At 61.6% G+C, this 15,918-nt stretch carries 15 protein-coding genes and 1 pseudogene; 9 read left to right on the forward strand and 7 right to left on the reverse strand.

Features of this window, described 5'->3' with window-relative positions:
• Nucleotide 1: 1 nt before the first annotated feature.
• From BRD58_RS03435 to lpxC, 5 genes are all read left to right on the forward strand, one after another.
• The gene (locus tag BRD58_RS03435; RefSeq protein ID WP_012847510.1) at nucleotides 2-922 is read left to right on the forward strand and encodes a D-alanine--D-alanine ligase; all 921 of its coding nucleotides are present in this window, start codon (nucleotides 2-4) and stop codon (nucleotides 920-922) included.
• Nucleotide 923: 1 nt separating this feature from the next.
• Nucleotides 924-1,787 carry a cell division protein FtsQ gene (gene ftsQ, locus BRD58_RS03440; protein ID WP_015460953.1) on the forward strand — a complete coding sequence of 288 codons (864 nt, stop codon included), beginning with the start codon at nucleotides 924-926 and terminating at the stop codon, nucleotides 1,785-1,787.
• Nucleotides 1,784-3,040 carry a cell division protein FtsA gene (gene ftsA, locus BRD58_RS03445; protein WP_012847512.1) on the forward strand — a complete coding sequence of 419 codons (1,257 nt, stop codon included), beginning with the start codon at nucleotides 1,784-1,786 and terminating at the stop codon, nucleotides 3,038-3,040. The genes ftsQ and ftsA overlap by 4 nt, the downstream gene beginning before the upstream one ends.
• A 69-nt stretch (nucleotides 3,041-3,109) precedes the next feature.
• On the forward strand, nucleotides 3,110-4,270 hold the full coding sequence (gene ftsZ / locus BRD58_RS03450; RefSeq protein ID WP_012847513.1) for a cell division protein FtsZ: 1,161 nt from the start codon (nucleotides 3,110-3,112) through the stop codon (nucleotides 4,268-4,270).
• A 105-nt stretch (nucleotides 4,271-4,375) separates the two neighbouring features.
• Nucleotides 4,376-5,293, forward strand: coding sequence for a UDP-3-O-acyl-N-acetylglucosamine deacetylase (gene lpxC / locus BRD58_RS03455; RefSeq protein WP_012847514.1), 918 nt, complete (start codon nucleotides 4,376-4,378; stop codon nucleotides 5,291-5,293).
• A gap of 9 nt (nucleotides 5,294-5,302) precedes the next feature.
• On the opposite strand, the gene BRD58_RS03460 is transcribed toward lpxC, so the two are convergent.
• Nucleotides 5,303-5,839, reverse strand: a complete 537-nt coding sequence (locus BRD58_RS03460; protein ID WP_012847515.1) for a DUF721 domain-containing protein — start codon at nucleotides 5,837-5,839, stop codon at nucleotides 5,303-5,305.
• Nucleotides 5,840-5,884: 45 nt separating this feature from the next.
• On the opposite strand from BRD58_RS03460, the gene secM reads away from it, so the two are divergent.
• The 3 genes from secM to mutT all read left to right on the forward strand — a co-directional run bounded on the left by secM (nucleotide 5,885) and on the right by mutT (nucleotide 9,670).
• A complete protein-coding gene (gene secM, locus BRD58_RS03465) occupies nucleotides 5,885-6,385 on the forward strand; it encodes a secA translation cis-regulator SecM (RefSeq protein WP_071840950.1) in 501 nt (166 codons plus the stop codon).
• Nucleotides 6,386-6,456: 71 nt separating this feature from the next.
• A complete protein-coding gene (gene secA / locus BRD58_RS03470) occupies nucleotides 6,457-9,165 on the forward strand; it encodes a preprotein translocase subunit SecA (RefSeq protein WP_012847517.1) in 2,709 nt (902 codons plus the stop codon).
• Between the two features lie 94 nt (nucleotides 9,166-9,259).
• The gene (gene mutT, locus BRD58_RS03475; protein WP_012847518.1) at nucleotides 9,260-9,670 is read left to right on the forward strand and encodes an 8-oxo-dGTP diphosphatase MutT; all 411 of its coding nucleotides are present in this window, start codon (nucleotides 9,260-9,262) and stop codon (nucleotides 9,668-9,670) included.
• Nucleotides 9,671-9,727: 57 nt separating this feature from the next.
• Here mutT and yacG read toward each other — a convergent pair whose 3' ends face one another.
• From yacG to coaE, 3 genes are read right to left on the reverse strand one after another with little or no spacing between them, the layout of a single operon-like run.
• The gene (gene yacG / locus BRD58_RS03480) at nucleotides 9,728-9,928 is read right to left on the reverse strand and encodes a DNA gyrase inhibitor YacG (RefSeq protein WP_015460956.1); all 201 of its coding nucleotides are present in this window, start codon (nucleotides 9,926-9,928) and stop codon (nucleotides 9,728-9,730) included.
• A gap of 23 nt (nucleotides 9,929-9,951) precedes the next feature.
• Nucleotides 9,952-10,704, reverse strand: coding sequence for a cell division protein ZapD (gene zapD, locus BRD58_RS03485; RefSeq protein WP_073381569.1), 753 nt, complete (start codon nucleotides 10,702-10,704; stop codon nucleotides 9,952-9,954).
• Nucleotides 10,701-11,327: a dephospho-CoA kinase gene (coaE, locus tag BRD58_RS03490; protein ID WP_073381570.1), complete on the reverse strand. Its 627-nt coding sequence runs from the start codon at nucleotides 11,325-11,327 to the stop codon at nucleotides 10,701-10,703. Before coaE ends, zapD begins: the two co-directional genes overlap by 4 nt.
• Before the next feature lie 309 nt (nucleotides 11,328-11,636).
• On the opposite strand from coaE, the gene BRD58_RS03495 reads away from it, so the two are divergent.
• Nucleotides 11,637-12,683 (forward strand): GMP reductase, encoded by a 1,047-nt coding sequence (locus BRD58_RS03495; RefSeq protein WP_073381573.1) that lies wholly within the window; start codon nucleotides 11,637-11,639, stop codon nucleotides 12,681-12,683.
• 53 nt (nucleotides 12,684-12,736) lie between these two features.
• Here the strand turns inward: BRD58_RS03495 and BRD58_RS18355 are convergent, their stop codons facing one another.
• From BRD58_RS18355 to ppdD, 3 genes and pseudogenes are all read right to left on the reverse strand, one after another.
• Nucleotides 12,737-13,879 (reverse strand): type II secretion system F family protein, encoded by a 1,143-nt coding sequence (locus BRD58_RS18355; RefSeq protein ID WP_034168160.1) that lies wholly within the window; start codon nucleotides 13,877-13,879, stop codon nucleotides 12,737-12,739.
• A gap of 50 nt (nucleotides 13,880-13,929) precedes the next feature.
• Nucleotides 13,930-15,253, reverse strand: a pseudogene (locus BRD58_RS18360) (GspE/PulE family protein).
• On the reverse strand, nucleotides 15,250-15,702 hold the full coding sequence (ppdD, locus tag BRD58_RS03510) for a prepilin peptidase-dependent pilin (RefSeq protein WP_034168162.1): 453 nt from the start codon (nucleotides 15,700-15,702) through the stop codon (nucleotides 15,250-15,252). Before ppdD ends, BRD58_RS18360 begins: the two are co-directional and overlap by 4 nt.
• Nucleotides 15,703-15,918 lie beyond the last annotated feature (216 nt).

The raw sequence follows: 15,918 nt of genomic DNA on the forward strand, positions 1-15,918 counted from the left end.
GATGGCAGAAAAAGTAGCGGTATTGCTGGGCGGCACCTCTGCCGAGCGCGACGTCTCCCTGCTGTCGGGGCAGGCGGTACTGAATGGTCTGAAAGAGGCCGGTATCGATGCTTATCCGGTTGATACAATGCGGTTTCCTGCAACACAATTACGGGAAGCCGGCTTTGAGCGGGTATTTATCGCCCTGCACGGTCGCGGCGGCGAGGATGGCACCCTGCAGGGGGTGCTGGAGTTTCTGCAGCTGCCCTATACCGGCAGCGGGGTGATGGCATCGGCGCTGACCATGGATAAGTTGCGCTCCAAGCAGGTGTGGCAGGCCGCCGGGCTGCCGGTGGCGCCCTACGTTGCCATCAGTCGCGAGCAGTTTGACGAAGGGTTGACCATGGATACGCTGCGCGAGATTAACGATCTCGGCCTGCCGCTGATCGTGAAGCCCAGCCGCGAGGGCTCCAGCGTCGGCATGAGTAAGGTCAGCGAGCCGTGCGAGTTCGATCCGGCGCTGGTTGAGGCGCTGCGCCATGATGACGAGATCCTGATCGAGAAATGGCTCGCCGGTCCAGAATACACCGTGGCCTTTATCGGCGATGAAATTTTGCCGTCGATCCGTATCCAGGCGGCCGGCGCGTTCTATGATTATGAGGCCAAGTACTTATCGGATAAGACCGAGTACTTCTGCCCCAGCGGCCTGAGCGATGAGCAGGAGCAGGCGCTGGCGGCGCTGGTACGCCGAGCCTATAAGGCGTTGGGATGCAGCGGCTGGGGGCGGGTGGATGTGATGCAGGATGCCGCCGGTGAGTTCTGCCTGCTGGAGGTGAACACGGCGCCGGGGATGACCAGCCACAGCCTGGTTCCGATGGCCGCCCGTCAGGCCGGAATGCGTTTTTCACAGCTGGTGGTGCGGATTTTGGAGTTAGCGGATTGATATGTCTCAGGCAGCCCTGAACTCGCGGGAACCGAGCGGTTCACCCCGTAGCCGCATCCGTCTGCGGCGCAGCAACGGGATGCGTCTGGCAGGGATGTTGTTTCTGCTGTTGGTGCTGGCCGGTATCGGCTGGGGTGGCTGGGTGGTCGTCAACTGGATGAAGGACGCCAGCCGGATGCCGATGTCCAAGCTGGTTGTGACCGGAGAGCGCCACTTTACGCGCAACGACGATATTCGCCAGGCGATCCTGGCGCTGGGTCCGCCGGGGACCTTTATGACCCAGAATGTGGATGTGATCCAGCAGCAGATAGAGCGTTTGCCGTGGATTAAGCAGGCCAGCGTGCGTAAGCAGTGGCCGAATGAGCTGAAGATCCACGTGGTGGAGTATGTCCCCGTGGCGCGCTGGAACGATTTGCGTTTGGTAGACAGCGACGGCAAGTCGTTTAGCGTTCCGGCCGACAGAACCGGCAAACAGCCGTTGCCGCTGCTGTATGGGCCGGAGGGCAGTGAAATGGATGTCCTGGAAGGTTATCGCGCGATGAGCAAGACGCTGGCGAAGGATAACTTTACGCTGAAGATGGTCTCAATGAGTGCCCGTCACTCATGGCAGCTGGGGCTGGATAACGATATCCGCCTGGAGCTGGGGCGCGAGGATGTCGCCGGGCGGCTGGCCCGCTTTGACGAACTCTATCCTGCGCTACAGCAGCAGGCCCAGGCCACGCATCAGCGTGTTAGTTATGTGGATCTGCGTTATGACAGTGGCGCTGCGGTAGGCTGGGCGCCGGCGTATATCGATACGCCGCCGGCTGGCGCGAATCAGCAACAGAATCAGCAACAGAATCAGGCACAGGCTAAACAACAATGATCAAGTCGACGGACAGAAAACTGGTAGTTGGGCTGGAGATCGGTACGGCAAAAGTCGCTGCGCTGGTAGGGGAGGTTCTGCCCGATGGCATGGTCAATATTATCGGCGTGGGCAGCTGCCCGTCGCGCGGCATGGACAAGGGCGGCGTTAACGATTTGGAGTCGGTGGTGAAATGCGTGCAGCGCGCCATCGATCAGGCGGAGCTGATGGCGGACTGTCAGATATCGTCCGTGTATCTGGCGCTGTCCGGCAAGCATATCAGCTGCCAGAACGAGATCGGGATGGTGCCGATCTCGGAGGAAGAAGTGACCCAGGAAGACGTGGAAAATGTGGTGCATACCGCAAAATCGGTGCGCGTTCGCGATGAGCACCGGGTTTTACATGTGATTCCTCAAGAATATGCCATTGATTATCAGGAAGGGATTAAAAATCCGGTGGGACTGTCCGGCGTGCGGATGCAGGCCAAGGTTCACCTGATCACCTGTCATAATGATATGGCGAAGAATATTGTGAAGGCGGTGGAGCGCTGTGGTCTGAAGGTGGATCAGCTGATTTTTGCCGGTCTGGCCTCCAGCTATGCGGTGCTGACGGAAGATGAGCGTGAGCTGGGCGTTTGCGTGGTGGATATCGGCGGCGGCACCATGGACATGGCTGTCTATACCGGCGGTGCGCTGCGTCATACCAAGGTGATCCCCTACGCGGGCAACGTGGTGACCAGCGATATCGCCTACGCCTTCGGCACCCCGCCGACGGACGCCGAAGCGATTAAAGTGCGCTACGGCTGCGCGCTGGGTTCGCTGGTCAGCAAGGATGAAAGCGTTGAGGTGCCGAGCGTGGGGGGACGCCCGCCGCGCAGCCTGCAGCGTCAAACCCTGGCCGAGGTGATCGAGCCGCGCTACGCCGAGCTGCTGAACCTGGTCAACGATGAGCTGCTGCAGCTGCAGGAGCAGCTGCGTCAGCAGGGCGTGAAGCACCACCTGGCGGCAGGCATTGTCCTGACCGGCGGTGCGGCGCAGATCGAGGGGCTTGCCGCCTGCGCCCAGCGCGTGTTCCATACCCAGGTGCGCATCGGGCAGCCGCTGAACATCACCGGCCTGACGGATTATGCCCAGGCGCCGTACTATTCCACGGCGGTTGGGCTGTTGCATTACGGCAAAGAGTCACACCTGAGCGGTGAGGCCGAAGTCGAAAAACGTGCCTCAGTTGGCAATTGGTTTAAGAAAATCAATGGCTGGCTGAGAAAAGAGTTTTAATGTTTGAAAAAAGGGATCATTCTACGCGTTAATGATTCCGTAGCGACAGGCACAAGACGGAGAGAAACTATGTTTGAACCAATGGAATTAACCAATGACGCGGTGATTAAAGTCATCGGCGTCGGCGGCGGCGGCGGCAACGCCGTTGAGCACATGGTGCGTGAACGCATTGAAGGCGTTGAGTTTTTTGCGGTGAACACCGACGCACAGGCCCTGCGTAAGACGGCCGTTGGCCAGACGATACAGATCGGCAGCGGCATTACTAAAGGGCTGGGCGCGGGCGCTAATCCGGAGGTCGGACGCAATGCGGCGGAAGAAGATCGCGAAGCGCTGCGCTCTGCGCTGGATGGCGCCGATATGGTCTTTATCGCTGCCGGCATGGGCGGTGGCACCGGCACCGGCGCGGCGCCGGTCGTGGCGGAAGTGGCAAAAGAGCTGGGCATCCTAACCGTTGCCGTGGTCACCAAGCCGTTTAACTTTGAAGGTAAGCGTCGTATGGCGTTTGCCGAGCAGGGGATCGCCGAGCTGTCCAAGCACGTCGATTCGCTGATCACCATCCCCAACGATAAGCTGCTTAAGGTGCTGGGTCGCGGTATCTCCCTGCTGGATGCCTTCGGCGCGGCCAACGACGTGTTGAAGGGGGCGGTACAGGGTATTGCCGAACTGATCACCCGTCCGGGCCTGATGAACGTCGACTTTGCCGACGTACGTACCGTGATGTCTGAAATGGGCTACGCCATGATGGGCTCCGGCATGGCCAGCGGGGAAGACCGCGCGGAAGAAGCGGCCGAAATGGCGATCTCTTCTCCGCTGCTGGAGGACATCGATCTGTCCGGCGCCCGCGGCGTACTGGTTAACATCACCGCGGGCTTTGACCTGCGTCTGGACGAGTTTGAGACCGTCGGTAACACCATTCGCGCCTTCGCCTCTGACAACGCGACGGTGGTTATCGGTACCTCTCTCGACCCGGATATGAACGATGAGCTGCGCGTAACCGTCGTGGCCACCGGCATTGGCATGGACAAGCGTCCGGAGATCACCCTGGTGTCCAATAAGCAGGGGCAGCAGCCGGTGATCGACCAGCGCTACCAGCAGCACGGCCTGTCGCCGCTGCCGCAGGAGAGCAAGCCGGCCGTGGCCAAAGTGGTTAACGATCAGAGCGTGCCGAGCGGAAAAGAGTCTGACGACTACCTGGATATTCCGGCCTTCCTGCGTAAGCAGGCCGACTGAGTATTGGGGATCTCCGCTCTTTGTGCTAAACTGTCTTGCCGCCTTTAATGTATAGTAATTATCATTTAGAGGTGGTTGGACGGATAAACACTGCGAGATAACACGATGATCAAACAACGGACCATAAAACGTATCGTTCAGGCGACGGGTGTCGGGCTGCATACCGGCAAGAAAGTCACGCTGACCATGCGCCCGGCTGCGGCAAACACCGGGATCATCTATCGTCGCACTGACTTGAATCCTCCGGTCGATTTCCCGGCTGATGCCAAATCGGTGCGTGACACCATGCTCTGTACTTGCCTGGTTAATGAGCATGATGTGCGTATTTCTACCGTAGAGCACCTGAACGCCGCCCTGGCGGGGTTAGGGATCGATAACCTGGTTATCGAGGTCGACGCGGCTGAAATTCCGATCATGGACGGCAGCGCCGCGCCGTTTGTCTTCCTGCTGCTGGATGCCGGAATCGACGAGCTGAACTGCGCCAAGAAATTCCTGCGCCTCAAAGAGGCCGTACGGGTCGAGGACGGTGATAAGTGGGCCGAGCTGGCGCCGTATAACGGCTTTAGCCTGGACTTCACCATCGACTTCAACCATCCGGCTATCGACGCCAGTACGCAGCGCTACAGCCTGGACTTCTCTGCCGATGCGTTCGTACGTCAGATTAGCCGTGCGCGTACCTTTGGCTTCATGCGCGACATTGAGTACCTGCAGTCCCGTGGCCTGTGCCTGGGCGGCAGCTTTGACTGCGCCATTGTCGTGGATGACTACCGCGTGCTGAACGAAGACGGCCTGCGTTTTGAGGATGAGTTTGTGCGCCACAAGATGCTGGATGCTATCGGTGACCTGTTCATGTGCGGGCACAATATCATCGGCGCCTTTACCGCGTTCAAATCCGGCCATGCGTTGAACAACCGTCTGCTGCAGACCGTGTTGGCGAAGCAGGAAGCGTGGGAGTTGGTGACCTTTGAAGACGGTGAGGAGATGCCGCTGGCATTCCGCGCACCGTCGACCGTTCTGGCCTAATCCACGGGCTCAGGAGCGTCGCTTCTTATCACGACTGGCTGTGTCGGTACTCTCTCCGGCCAGCGCAGCCAGTCGTTCTAGTTTTTTGCGTAATCCCTCCGGACTTTGACTGGCTAGCCAGCGTAGCTGCTGTGCGCTTTCTACGCTCAGCGTGCGCATTACCGTCTCCGCCTGCGCCTCTTCCTGCCTTGCCTGTGCGAACGACTGCGCATTTTTCCCACACTGAGACATCAGGGCGGGATTAATCCTGGTGTCGATCGATGACAATGATGGTAAAATCTCTCCCCTGAGTGCGGAAAGTAGACTGCTCTGCTCATAGCGCAGGCGCATCAGCCAACTGGCGTTGGCGACTTCCAGCACCAGAATGCCCTGACGAAAGTTGGCGACGCGGCAAAACGGTTTCAGCGGCGCTGGCAGCAGGGCCTGTACTGCCCGATCGAGTCGGAGTAATGCCACTGCGCGTTGCTGAACGTTTTTGAGAATGCCGTCAACGGCGGCGTTGTCATCCAGCAGGGTATCCAGGGATTGTGGGCGACTATCACGCATAAATACGGCTCCGCGGCTATTAGGGCTATTGATTCGGTACGGCATGTGATTGGTATTCTAAAGCGTTGGCGACAGTTTGGCAGACGTTATTTTTGGCCGCATCTCCTGTGGGGGATGGTGGCGGCGACGCTTGGCGTTCCGTCGCTGGCCAACGCTGAGCAGCCGCGCCCCTCTGCGCAGACCATTACCCTGCAGCGGCTGATCGCCGCACATCACAGCCATGTCTCCCTGCAACTGCTGTCCGGCAAGCGCCGGGGACAGGGGGTGGACTACTGGCATCAGTACGCGCTGCGGATCGCTATCCGTCAGCTGAGCAGCCACCTGGCGCCGTCGCACGCCCAATATCGCCTATCTGCAGAGCAGCAGCGCCAGCATCTGGTGCTGCTCAGCTCGCTCAGTTCACTGCTGACGCGTCAGCCTACGCTCTATGTTACGCCGCTGTACTCGCGGCCGTCGCGCTGCGTGCCGTCGTCCCATGGCCACCTCCCTGCGCTATGGCTGGCCCGGGTTCAGGGGATCCGCGCCGGTCCCGCTGTCGCCGCCTGAGTTTACCGTTTCCCTTTTTGTCCGCGTTTTGATCCGGGTGGTTTGGGCCACCCATGAGAGATTGTATAACTATGTTAATTAAATTATTGACCAAGGTTTTTGGCAGCCGTAACGATCGTACCCTGCGCCGCATGCGTAAAGTGGTTGAGCAGATTAACCGCATGGAGCCGGAGATGGAGCAGCTCAGCGATGAGCAGCTGAAGGCGAAGACCGTCGAGTTTCGTGAGCGCCTGGCGCAGGGCGCCGCGTTGGACAGCCTGCTGCCGGAGGCGTTTGCCACCGTCCGTGAGGCCAGCAAGCGCGTGTTTGGCATGCGTCACTTTGACGTGCAGCTGCTGGGCGGCATGGTGCTGAACGAGCGCTGCATCGCAGAGATGCGCACCGGTGAGGGTAAAACCCTGACGGCGACCCTGCCGGCCTACCTGAATGCCCTGACCGGTAAAGGGGTACACGTGGTGACCGTCAACGACTATTTGGCCCAGCGTGACGCCGAAAACAACCGCCCGCTGTTTGAGTTCCTCGGCCTGAGCGTCGGCATCAACCTGCCGGGCATGGCGGCGCCGGCGAAGCGCGCTGCCTATGCGGCCGACATCACCTACGGTACCAACAACGAATACGGTTTTGACTACCTGCGCGACAATATGGCGTTCAGCCCGGAAGAGCGCGTTCAGCGTAAGCTGCACTATGCGCTGGTGGATGAGGTGGACTCCATCCTGATCGATGAGGCGCGTACGCCGCTGATCATCTCCGGTCCGGCAGAGGATAGCTCTGAGCTGTACATCAAGGTCGACAAGCTGATCCCGCACCTGAAGCGTCAGGAGAAAGAGGATTCCGATACGTTCCAGGGCGATGGACACTACTCCCTCGATGAAAAGACCCGCCAGGTTAACCTGACGGAGCGCGGCCTGGTGCTGATTGAAGAGCTGCTGGCCGGCGCCGGCATTATGGATGAGGGCGAATCCCTGTACTCCCCGGCCAACATCATGCTGATGCACCACGTGACCGCGGCGCTGCGCGCCCACGCGCTGTTTACCCGCGATGTGGACTACATCGTGAAAGAGGGCGAGGTCATCATCGTCGATGAGCACACCGGTCGTACCATGCAGGGGCGCCGCTGGTCAGACGGTCTGCATCAGGCGGTGGAGGCTAAGGAAGGGGTTCAGATCCAGAACGAAAACCAGACGCTGGCCTCTATTACCTTCCAGAACTACTTCCGACTGTATGAGAAGCTGGCCGGGATGACCGGTACCGCCGATACCGAAGCCTTCGAATTCAGCTCGATCTATAAGCTGGATACCATCGTGGTGCCGACCAACCGTCCGATGATCCGTAAGGATTTACCGGATCTGGTGTACATGACCGAGCAGGACAAGATCGCGGCGATCATTGAAGATATCCGCGAGCGTACGGCCAAAGGGCAGCCGGTGCTGGTGGGTACGGTCTCCATCGAAAAATCTGAAACGGTCTCTCATGAGCTGACGAAGGCCGGTATCGCCCACAGCGTGCTGAATGCCAAGTTCCACGCCAAAGAGGCCGATATTGTTGCTCAGGCCGGTCAGCCGGGCGCGGTCACCATCGCCACCAACATGGCCGGCCGCGGTACCGATATCGTGCTGGGCGGCAGCTGGCAGGCGGAGATCGCGCAGCTGGAGTCACCGACCCCAGCGCAGATCGAGGCGATTAAAGCGGAGTGGCAAACGCGTCACGACGCGGTGCTGGCCGCCGGCGGCCTGCACATTATCGGCACCGAGCGCCATGAGTCGCGCCGTATCGATAACCAGCTGCGCGGCCGCTCCGGTCGTCAGGGCGATGCGGGCTCTTCCCGTTTCTATCTGTCGCTGGAAGACTCCCTGATGCGTATCTTCGCCTCTGACCGCGTGGCCAACATGATGCGTAAGCTGGGGATGAAGCCGGGCGAGGCCATTGAGCACCCGTGGGTGACCAAGGCGATCGCCAATGCGCAGCGTAAAGTGGAGAGCCGTAACTTCGATATCCGTAAACAGCTGCTGGAGTACGATGACGTTGCCAACGATCAGCGTCGCGCCATCTATGCTCAGCGTAACGAACTGCTGGACGGCGGCGATGTGCTGGATACCATCAACAGCATCCGTGAGGATGTCTTTAAGGTGGTGATCGACAGCTATATCCCGCCGCAGTCCCTGGAGGAAATGTGGGACGTCGCTGGGTTGGAAGAGCGTCTGCGTAACGATTTCGATCTGGAGCTGCCGATTACGGAGTGGCTGGATAAAGAGCCGGAGCTGCATGAGGAGACGCTGCGCGAGCGTATCCTGACGATGGCGATAGAGCGCTATCAGAGCAAGGAAGAGGTGGTCGGCAGCGAAATGATGCGCAGCTTTGAAAAAGGCATCATGCTGCAGACCCTGGACTCCCTGTGGAAAGAGCATCTGGCGGCGATGGACTACCTGCGTCAGGGTATCCACCTGCGTGGCTATGCGCAGAAGGATCCCAAGCAGGAGTACAAGCGCGAGTCCTTTGCCATGTTTGCGGCGATGCTGGAGTCCCTTAAGTATGAGGTGATCAGCGTGCTGAGCAAGGTGCAGGTGCGGATGCCGGAAGAGGTCGAGGCGCTGGAGCGCCAGCGCCGCGAGGACGCCGAGCGTCTGGCCCGTCAGCAGCAGCTGAGCCATTTGGACGATCAGAGTGCGGCGGCGCAGGAGATGGCGTCTCAGACCGGCGAACGCAAGATCGGGCGCAACGATCCCTGCCCGTGCGGCTCCGGCAAGAAGTATAAGCAGTGCCATGGCCGCCTCAACGCCTGATAGCTTGAGCATCAGGTAATCATCGACAGGGAAGCGCAGTGCGCCTCCCTGTTTTTTTATCTTATGGGTATCCCGCGCCCAAGGAGAGGTAGATATGACCCAGTCGGTGCCGACGCTGCAGATTGCCGTCGGGATTATTCGCAACGCGCGGCGGGAGATCTTTATTGCCCGGCGTCAGTCCGGCAGCCACCTGGCCGGTCTGTGGGAGTTTCCCGGCGGTAAAATTGAGCCGGGAGAGCACGCCCAGCAGGCGCTGGCGCGTGAGCTGCAAGAGGAGGTGGGGATCGCGGTAGCACCGGCGTCAGCGCAGCTGCTGCGGCGTATCGAGCATACCTTCAGCGATCGGCGGGTGGTGCTGCACTTCTTTTTGGTCAGCGCCTGGCAGGGGGATCCCTGTGGCCGAGAAGGGCAGGAGACCCGCTGGGCCGCGGTAGCCTCGCTGTGCGCCGACGATTTTCCGGCGCCGAACCGGGCTATTATCGACGCCCTGCGCGCGCAGGGATAGCGTACAAAAAAGGCGCCTCTCAGGCGCCTTTTTTGCGATGGGCGAGGGGCCGAAGCCTCAGCGCTCGTCGCCCTCACTCCACTCTTCGCTGTCGGAGTGGGCCGCGTCGCTGGCGATGCGCTTCTCTTCGTTGGCCCATTCGCCCAGATCGATAAGCTGGCAGCGTTTGCTGCAGAACGGACGGTAAGGACTCCGCTCTCCCCAGATAACCGCGCTGCCGCAGGTTGGGCAGGCGACGGTGATGATCTCGTTTTCCATTGCTAACTCCCTAAGGCCGCCGCTTAGCAGCAGGCCAGATTGAACGACAGGCGATCCGGCACCACGCCCTGCTCGCTGTCCAACGGCAGAAAGCGAATGGCAAAGCGGCTTTTATGGCCGGAAACCTGCGGATAGATTTGCAACTCCAGCGCCAGCTGAATACGCAGCATGTCGGCGCCGTCGGCATTATCTTGATAGAAGCCGTGTAGGCTGGTCATCGGCTTAAAGGCGGCGGCCTTTCGCAGCAGATCCAGCACCAGCGTCAGGCTGTCCGTCAGCGGTGCCAACGAGGCTATCCAGACGTCGATCTGACGATCGCGCGTGGCCTGATCTTGGCTCAGCCACAGATAGAGCGTCGGCAGATCAAAGTTGCAGCAGCCGCCGGGGATCCCCAGGCGCTGGCGTACTAAGGCGACCAGGCGGTCTTCGCGCAGCGTCTGGCCGATACGCGGTGCCGCCATCAGGACGGCGGCCTGCTGCTTGAGACGCTGGCTCAGCGCATGGATCATCTCCTGATCGACGCCCGGCGCGTTGAGCCACTGCATCAGCTTGCGCTGCTGGCGCTCCAGTTCTTTGAGCAGATCGGTGCGCACCTCGCCCCGCTCCAGCACGTCGAGCAGGTCGGACAGGGTACGAAAGAAGGTGAGGGCACCGCTGGTATCGCGCTGTGGCCGATGCTGCAACAGCTGCTGCAGCAGAAACTCCAGGCGCAGCCAGGTGCGCATTTTTTCATTGAGCGGGTATTCAAACAGTATGGTCGGAGCGGCGTCACTCATGCTTGTGATCCTGTCGAGGCGGCCGCCGCCTGCGCGAGCGCCAGATAGCGGCGATGCAGGACGGCGACCTGTGGGGCCAGCGCATCGGCGGACCCGCTGTTATCAATAATATCATCGGCGCAGGCCAGGCGCTGCTCCCGCGTGGTCTGGGCGGCCAGGATACGCTGCGCCTGTTCAGGGCTGATGCCATCGCGCGCCTGAGTGCGCGTCAGCTGCAGGTCGACGGGCAGATCGACGACCGCGATGCGATCCGCCTGCGCCGTGAGGTGATTTTCGATCAGCAATGGCACCACCCACAGGGCGTAGGGGGCGGCTATCTGCGCCAGGTGGCGCTGGGTCTCCGCCTGGATAAGCGGGTGCAGCAGGGCGTTAAGCCAGGCCTTTTCCTGCGGCTGGGCAAAAACGATATGGCGTAGGGCGGCGCGATCTAGGCTGCCGTCTGCCCGTAAAACCCGCGCGCCGAAGTGGGCCGCAATCTGCGCCAGCGCCGGCTGTCCCCGCGCGACCATCTGGCGAGCGATGACGTCGGCATCGACCAGCGGCACGCCGAGGCGGGCAAAGGCCTCAGCCACGGTGGATTTACCGCTGCCGATACCGCCGGTGAGAGCAACTGTGTATGCCATGAGGAGATCCTGCGAGACTGTGCGCGGGCGTGAGCTGCGCGGAAAAATCGGCGAACCTGCGGATCATAATGGACCTGACGGTAAGTGCAAGTCACGCGTGCGGCAGAAGGCGATACCGAGGGTATGCTAAGGCCGATTATCGTGGGTAAATTCAGATCAGTTTACCTGAAATTTTGTTGAAAAAGCAGACTTGTCGCCGCGTTATTCCTGCGTATGATAACGTCACTGGAACTGGCGTCATACGGCAGCCAATCGTTTGTATGATCACATTTTCTCTAATATTGCCGCCATTAACCAGGAAAGTATCTCATGCGCATTGAAGAAGATCTGAAGCTGGGTTTTAAAGATGTCCTGATCCGTCCGAAGCGTTCTACGCTGAAAAGCCGCTCTGATGTTGAGCTCGCCCGCGAGTATCACTTTAAGCACAGCGGCTGGCAGTGGTCGGGCGTTCCGCTGATTGCCGCCAACATGGACACCGTCGGCACGTTCAGCATGGCGCGCGTGCTGGTCGGTTTTGATGTGCTGACCGCCGTGCACAAGCACTACAGCGTGGAGCAGTGGCAGGCCTTTGTCTCCAGCGTTGGCGAAGAAACGCTGCGCCATGTGATGGTCTCGACCGGGACCTCCGAGGCGGACTTTATCAAGCTGCGTCAGATCCTCGCGCTTTCGCCGTCCCTGAAGTTCATCTGTATCGATGTCGCCAACGGTTACTCCGAACACTTCGTAGATTTTCTGCGCAAGGCGCGCGACGCTTGCCCGGATAAAGTGATCTGCGCCGGCAACGTGGTCACCGGTGAGATGGTGGAGGAGCTGATCCTCTCCGGCGCCGATATTGTTAAGGTGGGAATTGGCCCCGGCTCCGTGTGCACCACCCGGGTCAAGACCGGCGTCGGTTATCCGCAGCTCTCCGCCGTCATTGAGTGCGCCGATGCCGCACACGGGCTGGGCGGGCAGATCGTGTCCGATGGCGGCTGTACCGTGCCGGGTGACGTGGCTAAAGCGTTTGGCGGCGGCGCGGACTTCGTGATGCTGGGCGGTATGCTGGCGGCCCATGAGGAGTGCGAAGGGCGCATTGTTGAAGAGCAGGGGCGTAAGATGATGCTGTTCTACGGTATGAGCTCGGCCTCGGCGATGAACCGCCACGTCGGCGGCGTCGCAGACTATCGCGCCGCGGAGGGGAAGACCGTTAGCCTGCCGCTGCGTGGTCCGGTGGAAAATACCGTGCGTGATATTTTGGGCGGTCTGCGCTCTGCCTGCACCTACGTCGGGGCATCTCGCCTCAAAGAGCTGACCAAGCGTACGACCTTTATCCGAGTGGCCGAGCAGGAGAACCGAGTCTTTGGCCAAGCCGATTGAGCGCTTGCGTAGAGAATTCTGCTCCGTATCAATAACGCCGGCGATTGCCGGCGTTATTGCATAACGTTGCCCAGACGCAGAATGGGCAGGTACATGGCCAGCACCAGCAGGGCTATCAGGGCTGCGCTTATCATGAGCATGGCCGGCTCCGCCAGCGTGGCCAGTGTCTCACCGCGCCGCTGTGCGCTGTGGCGATAGAACTCTCCCAGATGGCGGCTGACGGCGGCGAGGCGCCCCGCGGCCTCTCCCTGGCGGATCAGCTGTCGACACTGGGGCGGGAAAAGGTGCGGATCGCGCAGGGCCGCTGATAACAGCTCTCCCTGACGTAGGCGCAGCACGCCGCTATGCAGGGCGCGGCGATAGGCCGCCAGCGGTAGAGAGCGGCGGCAGCAGTTTAACGCCGCCGGCAGCGTGATCCCGGCCTGTAGCATCAGTGCCAGCATTTGAAACAGCTGCGCGAGGGTGACATCGCGCAGCAGAGCGCCGTAGCCCGGAAGGCGCAGGGCGAGGTGCTGCAGCGTGCGCTGCAGCCGCGGGCCGCGACGGCGCAGCGCGAGCAGAGCGAGTCCGGCCAGCAGGATACCCACGGCCATCCGGCGCCAGCCCTGACGCAGCGCGTCGGCCAACGTTAGGAGCCGCTGGGTCAGCCAGGGCAGCGGCGCATCGAGCGAGGCGTACAGCTGGGCAAACTGCGGCAGCAGGGTTAACAGCATGCCCAGCGCGATCAGTAGCGCGACCGACAGCAGGAACAGTGGATAGCGCAGCGCGCGCAGCAGGCGTTGGCGCAGCGCGTGCGCCTGCTGCTGCTGGCGGGCCAGCTGGCGGCAGACCTCGGCCAACGCGCCGCTTTGCTCCGCCGCCGCCAGGGCTCGACCGTACAGCGGCGGAAAAATGGCGGACTGCCCGCGCAGCGCCTGGGAGAGCGTCAGCCCATCGGCAACCTCGTGGCTCAGTTGGTGGATCAGCGCCCGCCACTCGGCGTGGGGGTGGCCGTTAGCCATCAGATCCAGCGCCGAGAGCAGCGGTACCCCCGCCTCCAGCAGATCGGCCAACTGGGCAATAAAGTCGCTGCAGGCGCCACCATGCCAGCGATAGCGCAGCGGGCGGCGGGCGGAGACGATAGCGAGCGGCAGGACGCCACGCGCCGCAAGCTCGCGGCGCAGATGACGACGGCTGAGCCCGAGCCGCGTTTCCATCCATCCCCGTCCATCCCGATCGATGAGCCGGCAGTGATACAGCCGGGGCTTCACGCCTGCGGTCCCAGCACCCGTAGAACTTGCCCCCCAGGAGGTCTTTCCCTGTTCGGCCAGACGTTGGGCCGTGGTGTGTAGCGGGAGCATCCCCTGCGCTTCGGCCAACTGCTGCAGTCGGGCGCTGTCAGCGCCGCTGCGCATGGCCTGGCGTAGGGTGGGCGTCGGCGTCAGAAGCTCAAACAGGGCGCGCCGACCGCGGTAGCCGCCGCTGCAGTGGGCACACTCGCCCGGCAGCCAGCTGGGACGGCCGGCGTCAGTCTCTCGCTGGCGACAGTGGCGGCACAGGCGACGCACCAGTCGCTGGGCGATGACCAACAGCAGGCTATCGGCCAGTAGATAGGGGGCGATGCCCAGCTGTAGCAGGCGGGTCAGGGTTTGGGCGGCGCTATTGGTGTGTAGGGTCGAGAGTACCAGATGCCCGGTTTGGGCGGCGTTAACGGCGATATGCGCGGTGGTTTCATCGCGGATCTCCCCGATCATGATGACGTCGGGATCTTGGCGCAGCAGGGCGCGCAGTACGGTGGCAAACTGCAGCCCGGCGCGCGGGGCTATCGCGGTCTGATTGATGTTTTCCAGCGGTGTTTCAATGGGATCTTCAACGCTGCAAATATTGAGCGTCTGCGCGTTAAGCCGGCGTAGTCCCGCGTAGAGGGTCGCGGTTTTTCCGCTGCCGGTTGGCCCGGTCACTAAAATCAGCCCCTGGGGCTGCGCTAACGCCTGAGCCAGCGTCTGACGCTGTGCGGGGCTCAGCCCCAGTCGGGCTAGGCTTCGGGGCGTTTCCCGCGTGCTGACCTGGCGCAGCACCGCTTTTTCACCGTGCAGCGTCGGAAGCGTAGAGAGGCGAAAGCTGTGCGTTTGCTCGCTCAGGGGGATGCGCAGCTGACCGTCCTGAGGCAGGCGTCGCTCGGCGATATCCAGACCTGCTAATACCTTCAGGCGAGTCACTAAACGGGTGAATTGCAGCGTGGGGTAGTCTGCCAGCGGGTGCAGTACCCCGTCGATACGCAGCCGTACTTGCCCCCGTGTCTCCAGGGGTTCCAGGTGGATGTCAGAGGCGCGTCGCCGCAGCGCATGTAGCAGCAGCTGCTCCAGCTGTGGGGCAGTTTGGGTATCTTCCGTGGCGGGATACAGCGCCTCCTCCTCCTCTGACTGCCGGCGGCTCAGCGGGCGCCACTGGGCATCCAGACCGGTCGCGAAGCGGATGGCCTCCAGCAGCGCGACGGGTGCCTCGTTCAGCCCGCCGACGATAATGCTGTGCTGATCCTGATGCAGCAGACGGCAGCGATAGCGGCGGCAGAGCCGCTGGAGATCGCTCATGGTCTCTCTCCGTCGTCGGTCTCGCGCAGGACGCTGCGACAGGCCTCCAGCAGCGCGGCGTTATTCTCTTCGCTCTGGCAGCGCTGCTGCCACCGCAGGGTCCCCGCGCGGCGATCCAGCGTTGGCGTTAGCGTCACCCGCAGACCGGCCAGCGTTTGCTGGCCGCTCAGTGAGATAATGCCCGCATCGACGCTCAGGGTGCTGACGTAGGTCGAGGGCGGAAATGCCGCCAGCCCCAGCTGCGCTTCGCTGCAGGCGGAGAGGCTGCCCTGCTCCAGCGCACAGAGTTCGACCTCGGTGCGGTAGGGGGTGACCGCCTGTAGAACATCCGTCATGGCCGCTTTTTGCAGGTAGCGTTGATAGGCCGGCACGGCGATGGCGCCGAGAATGGCGATGATGGCGATTACGATCATGAGCTCCAGCAGGGTGAAGCCGTGCTGTGATGACATAGACACCTCCACGGGTTGCGTCAGGTGAGTGTGCCTGAGCGAGCCGCGGCCGACGAGTCGCGCCGACGCAGGCTGCGCGCCGCGCCGAGGCTTAGCGGCATCGGTTGCGCCGGTGTCCGTCAGGGGTGCGGCGTATGCTATAGAATGGGGCGTCGCTTTTCAGCGGCTTCTCGCGGAGAGGGGGCGGCGCGAACGACGAATCATGCTACCCTGTAG

It is taken from the genome of Edwardsiella piscicida (genome assembly GCF_001896205.1).
Lineage (GTDB): Bacteria > Pseudomonadota > Gammaproteobacteria > Enterobacterales > Enterobacteriaceae > Edwardsiella > Edwardsiella piscicida.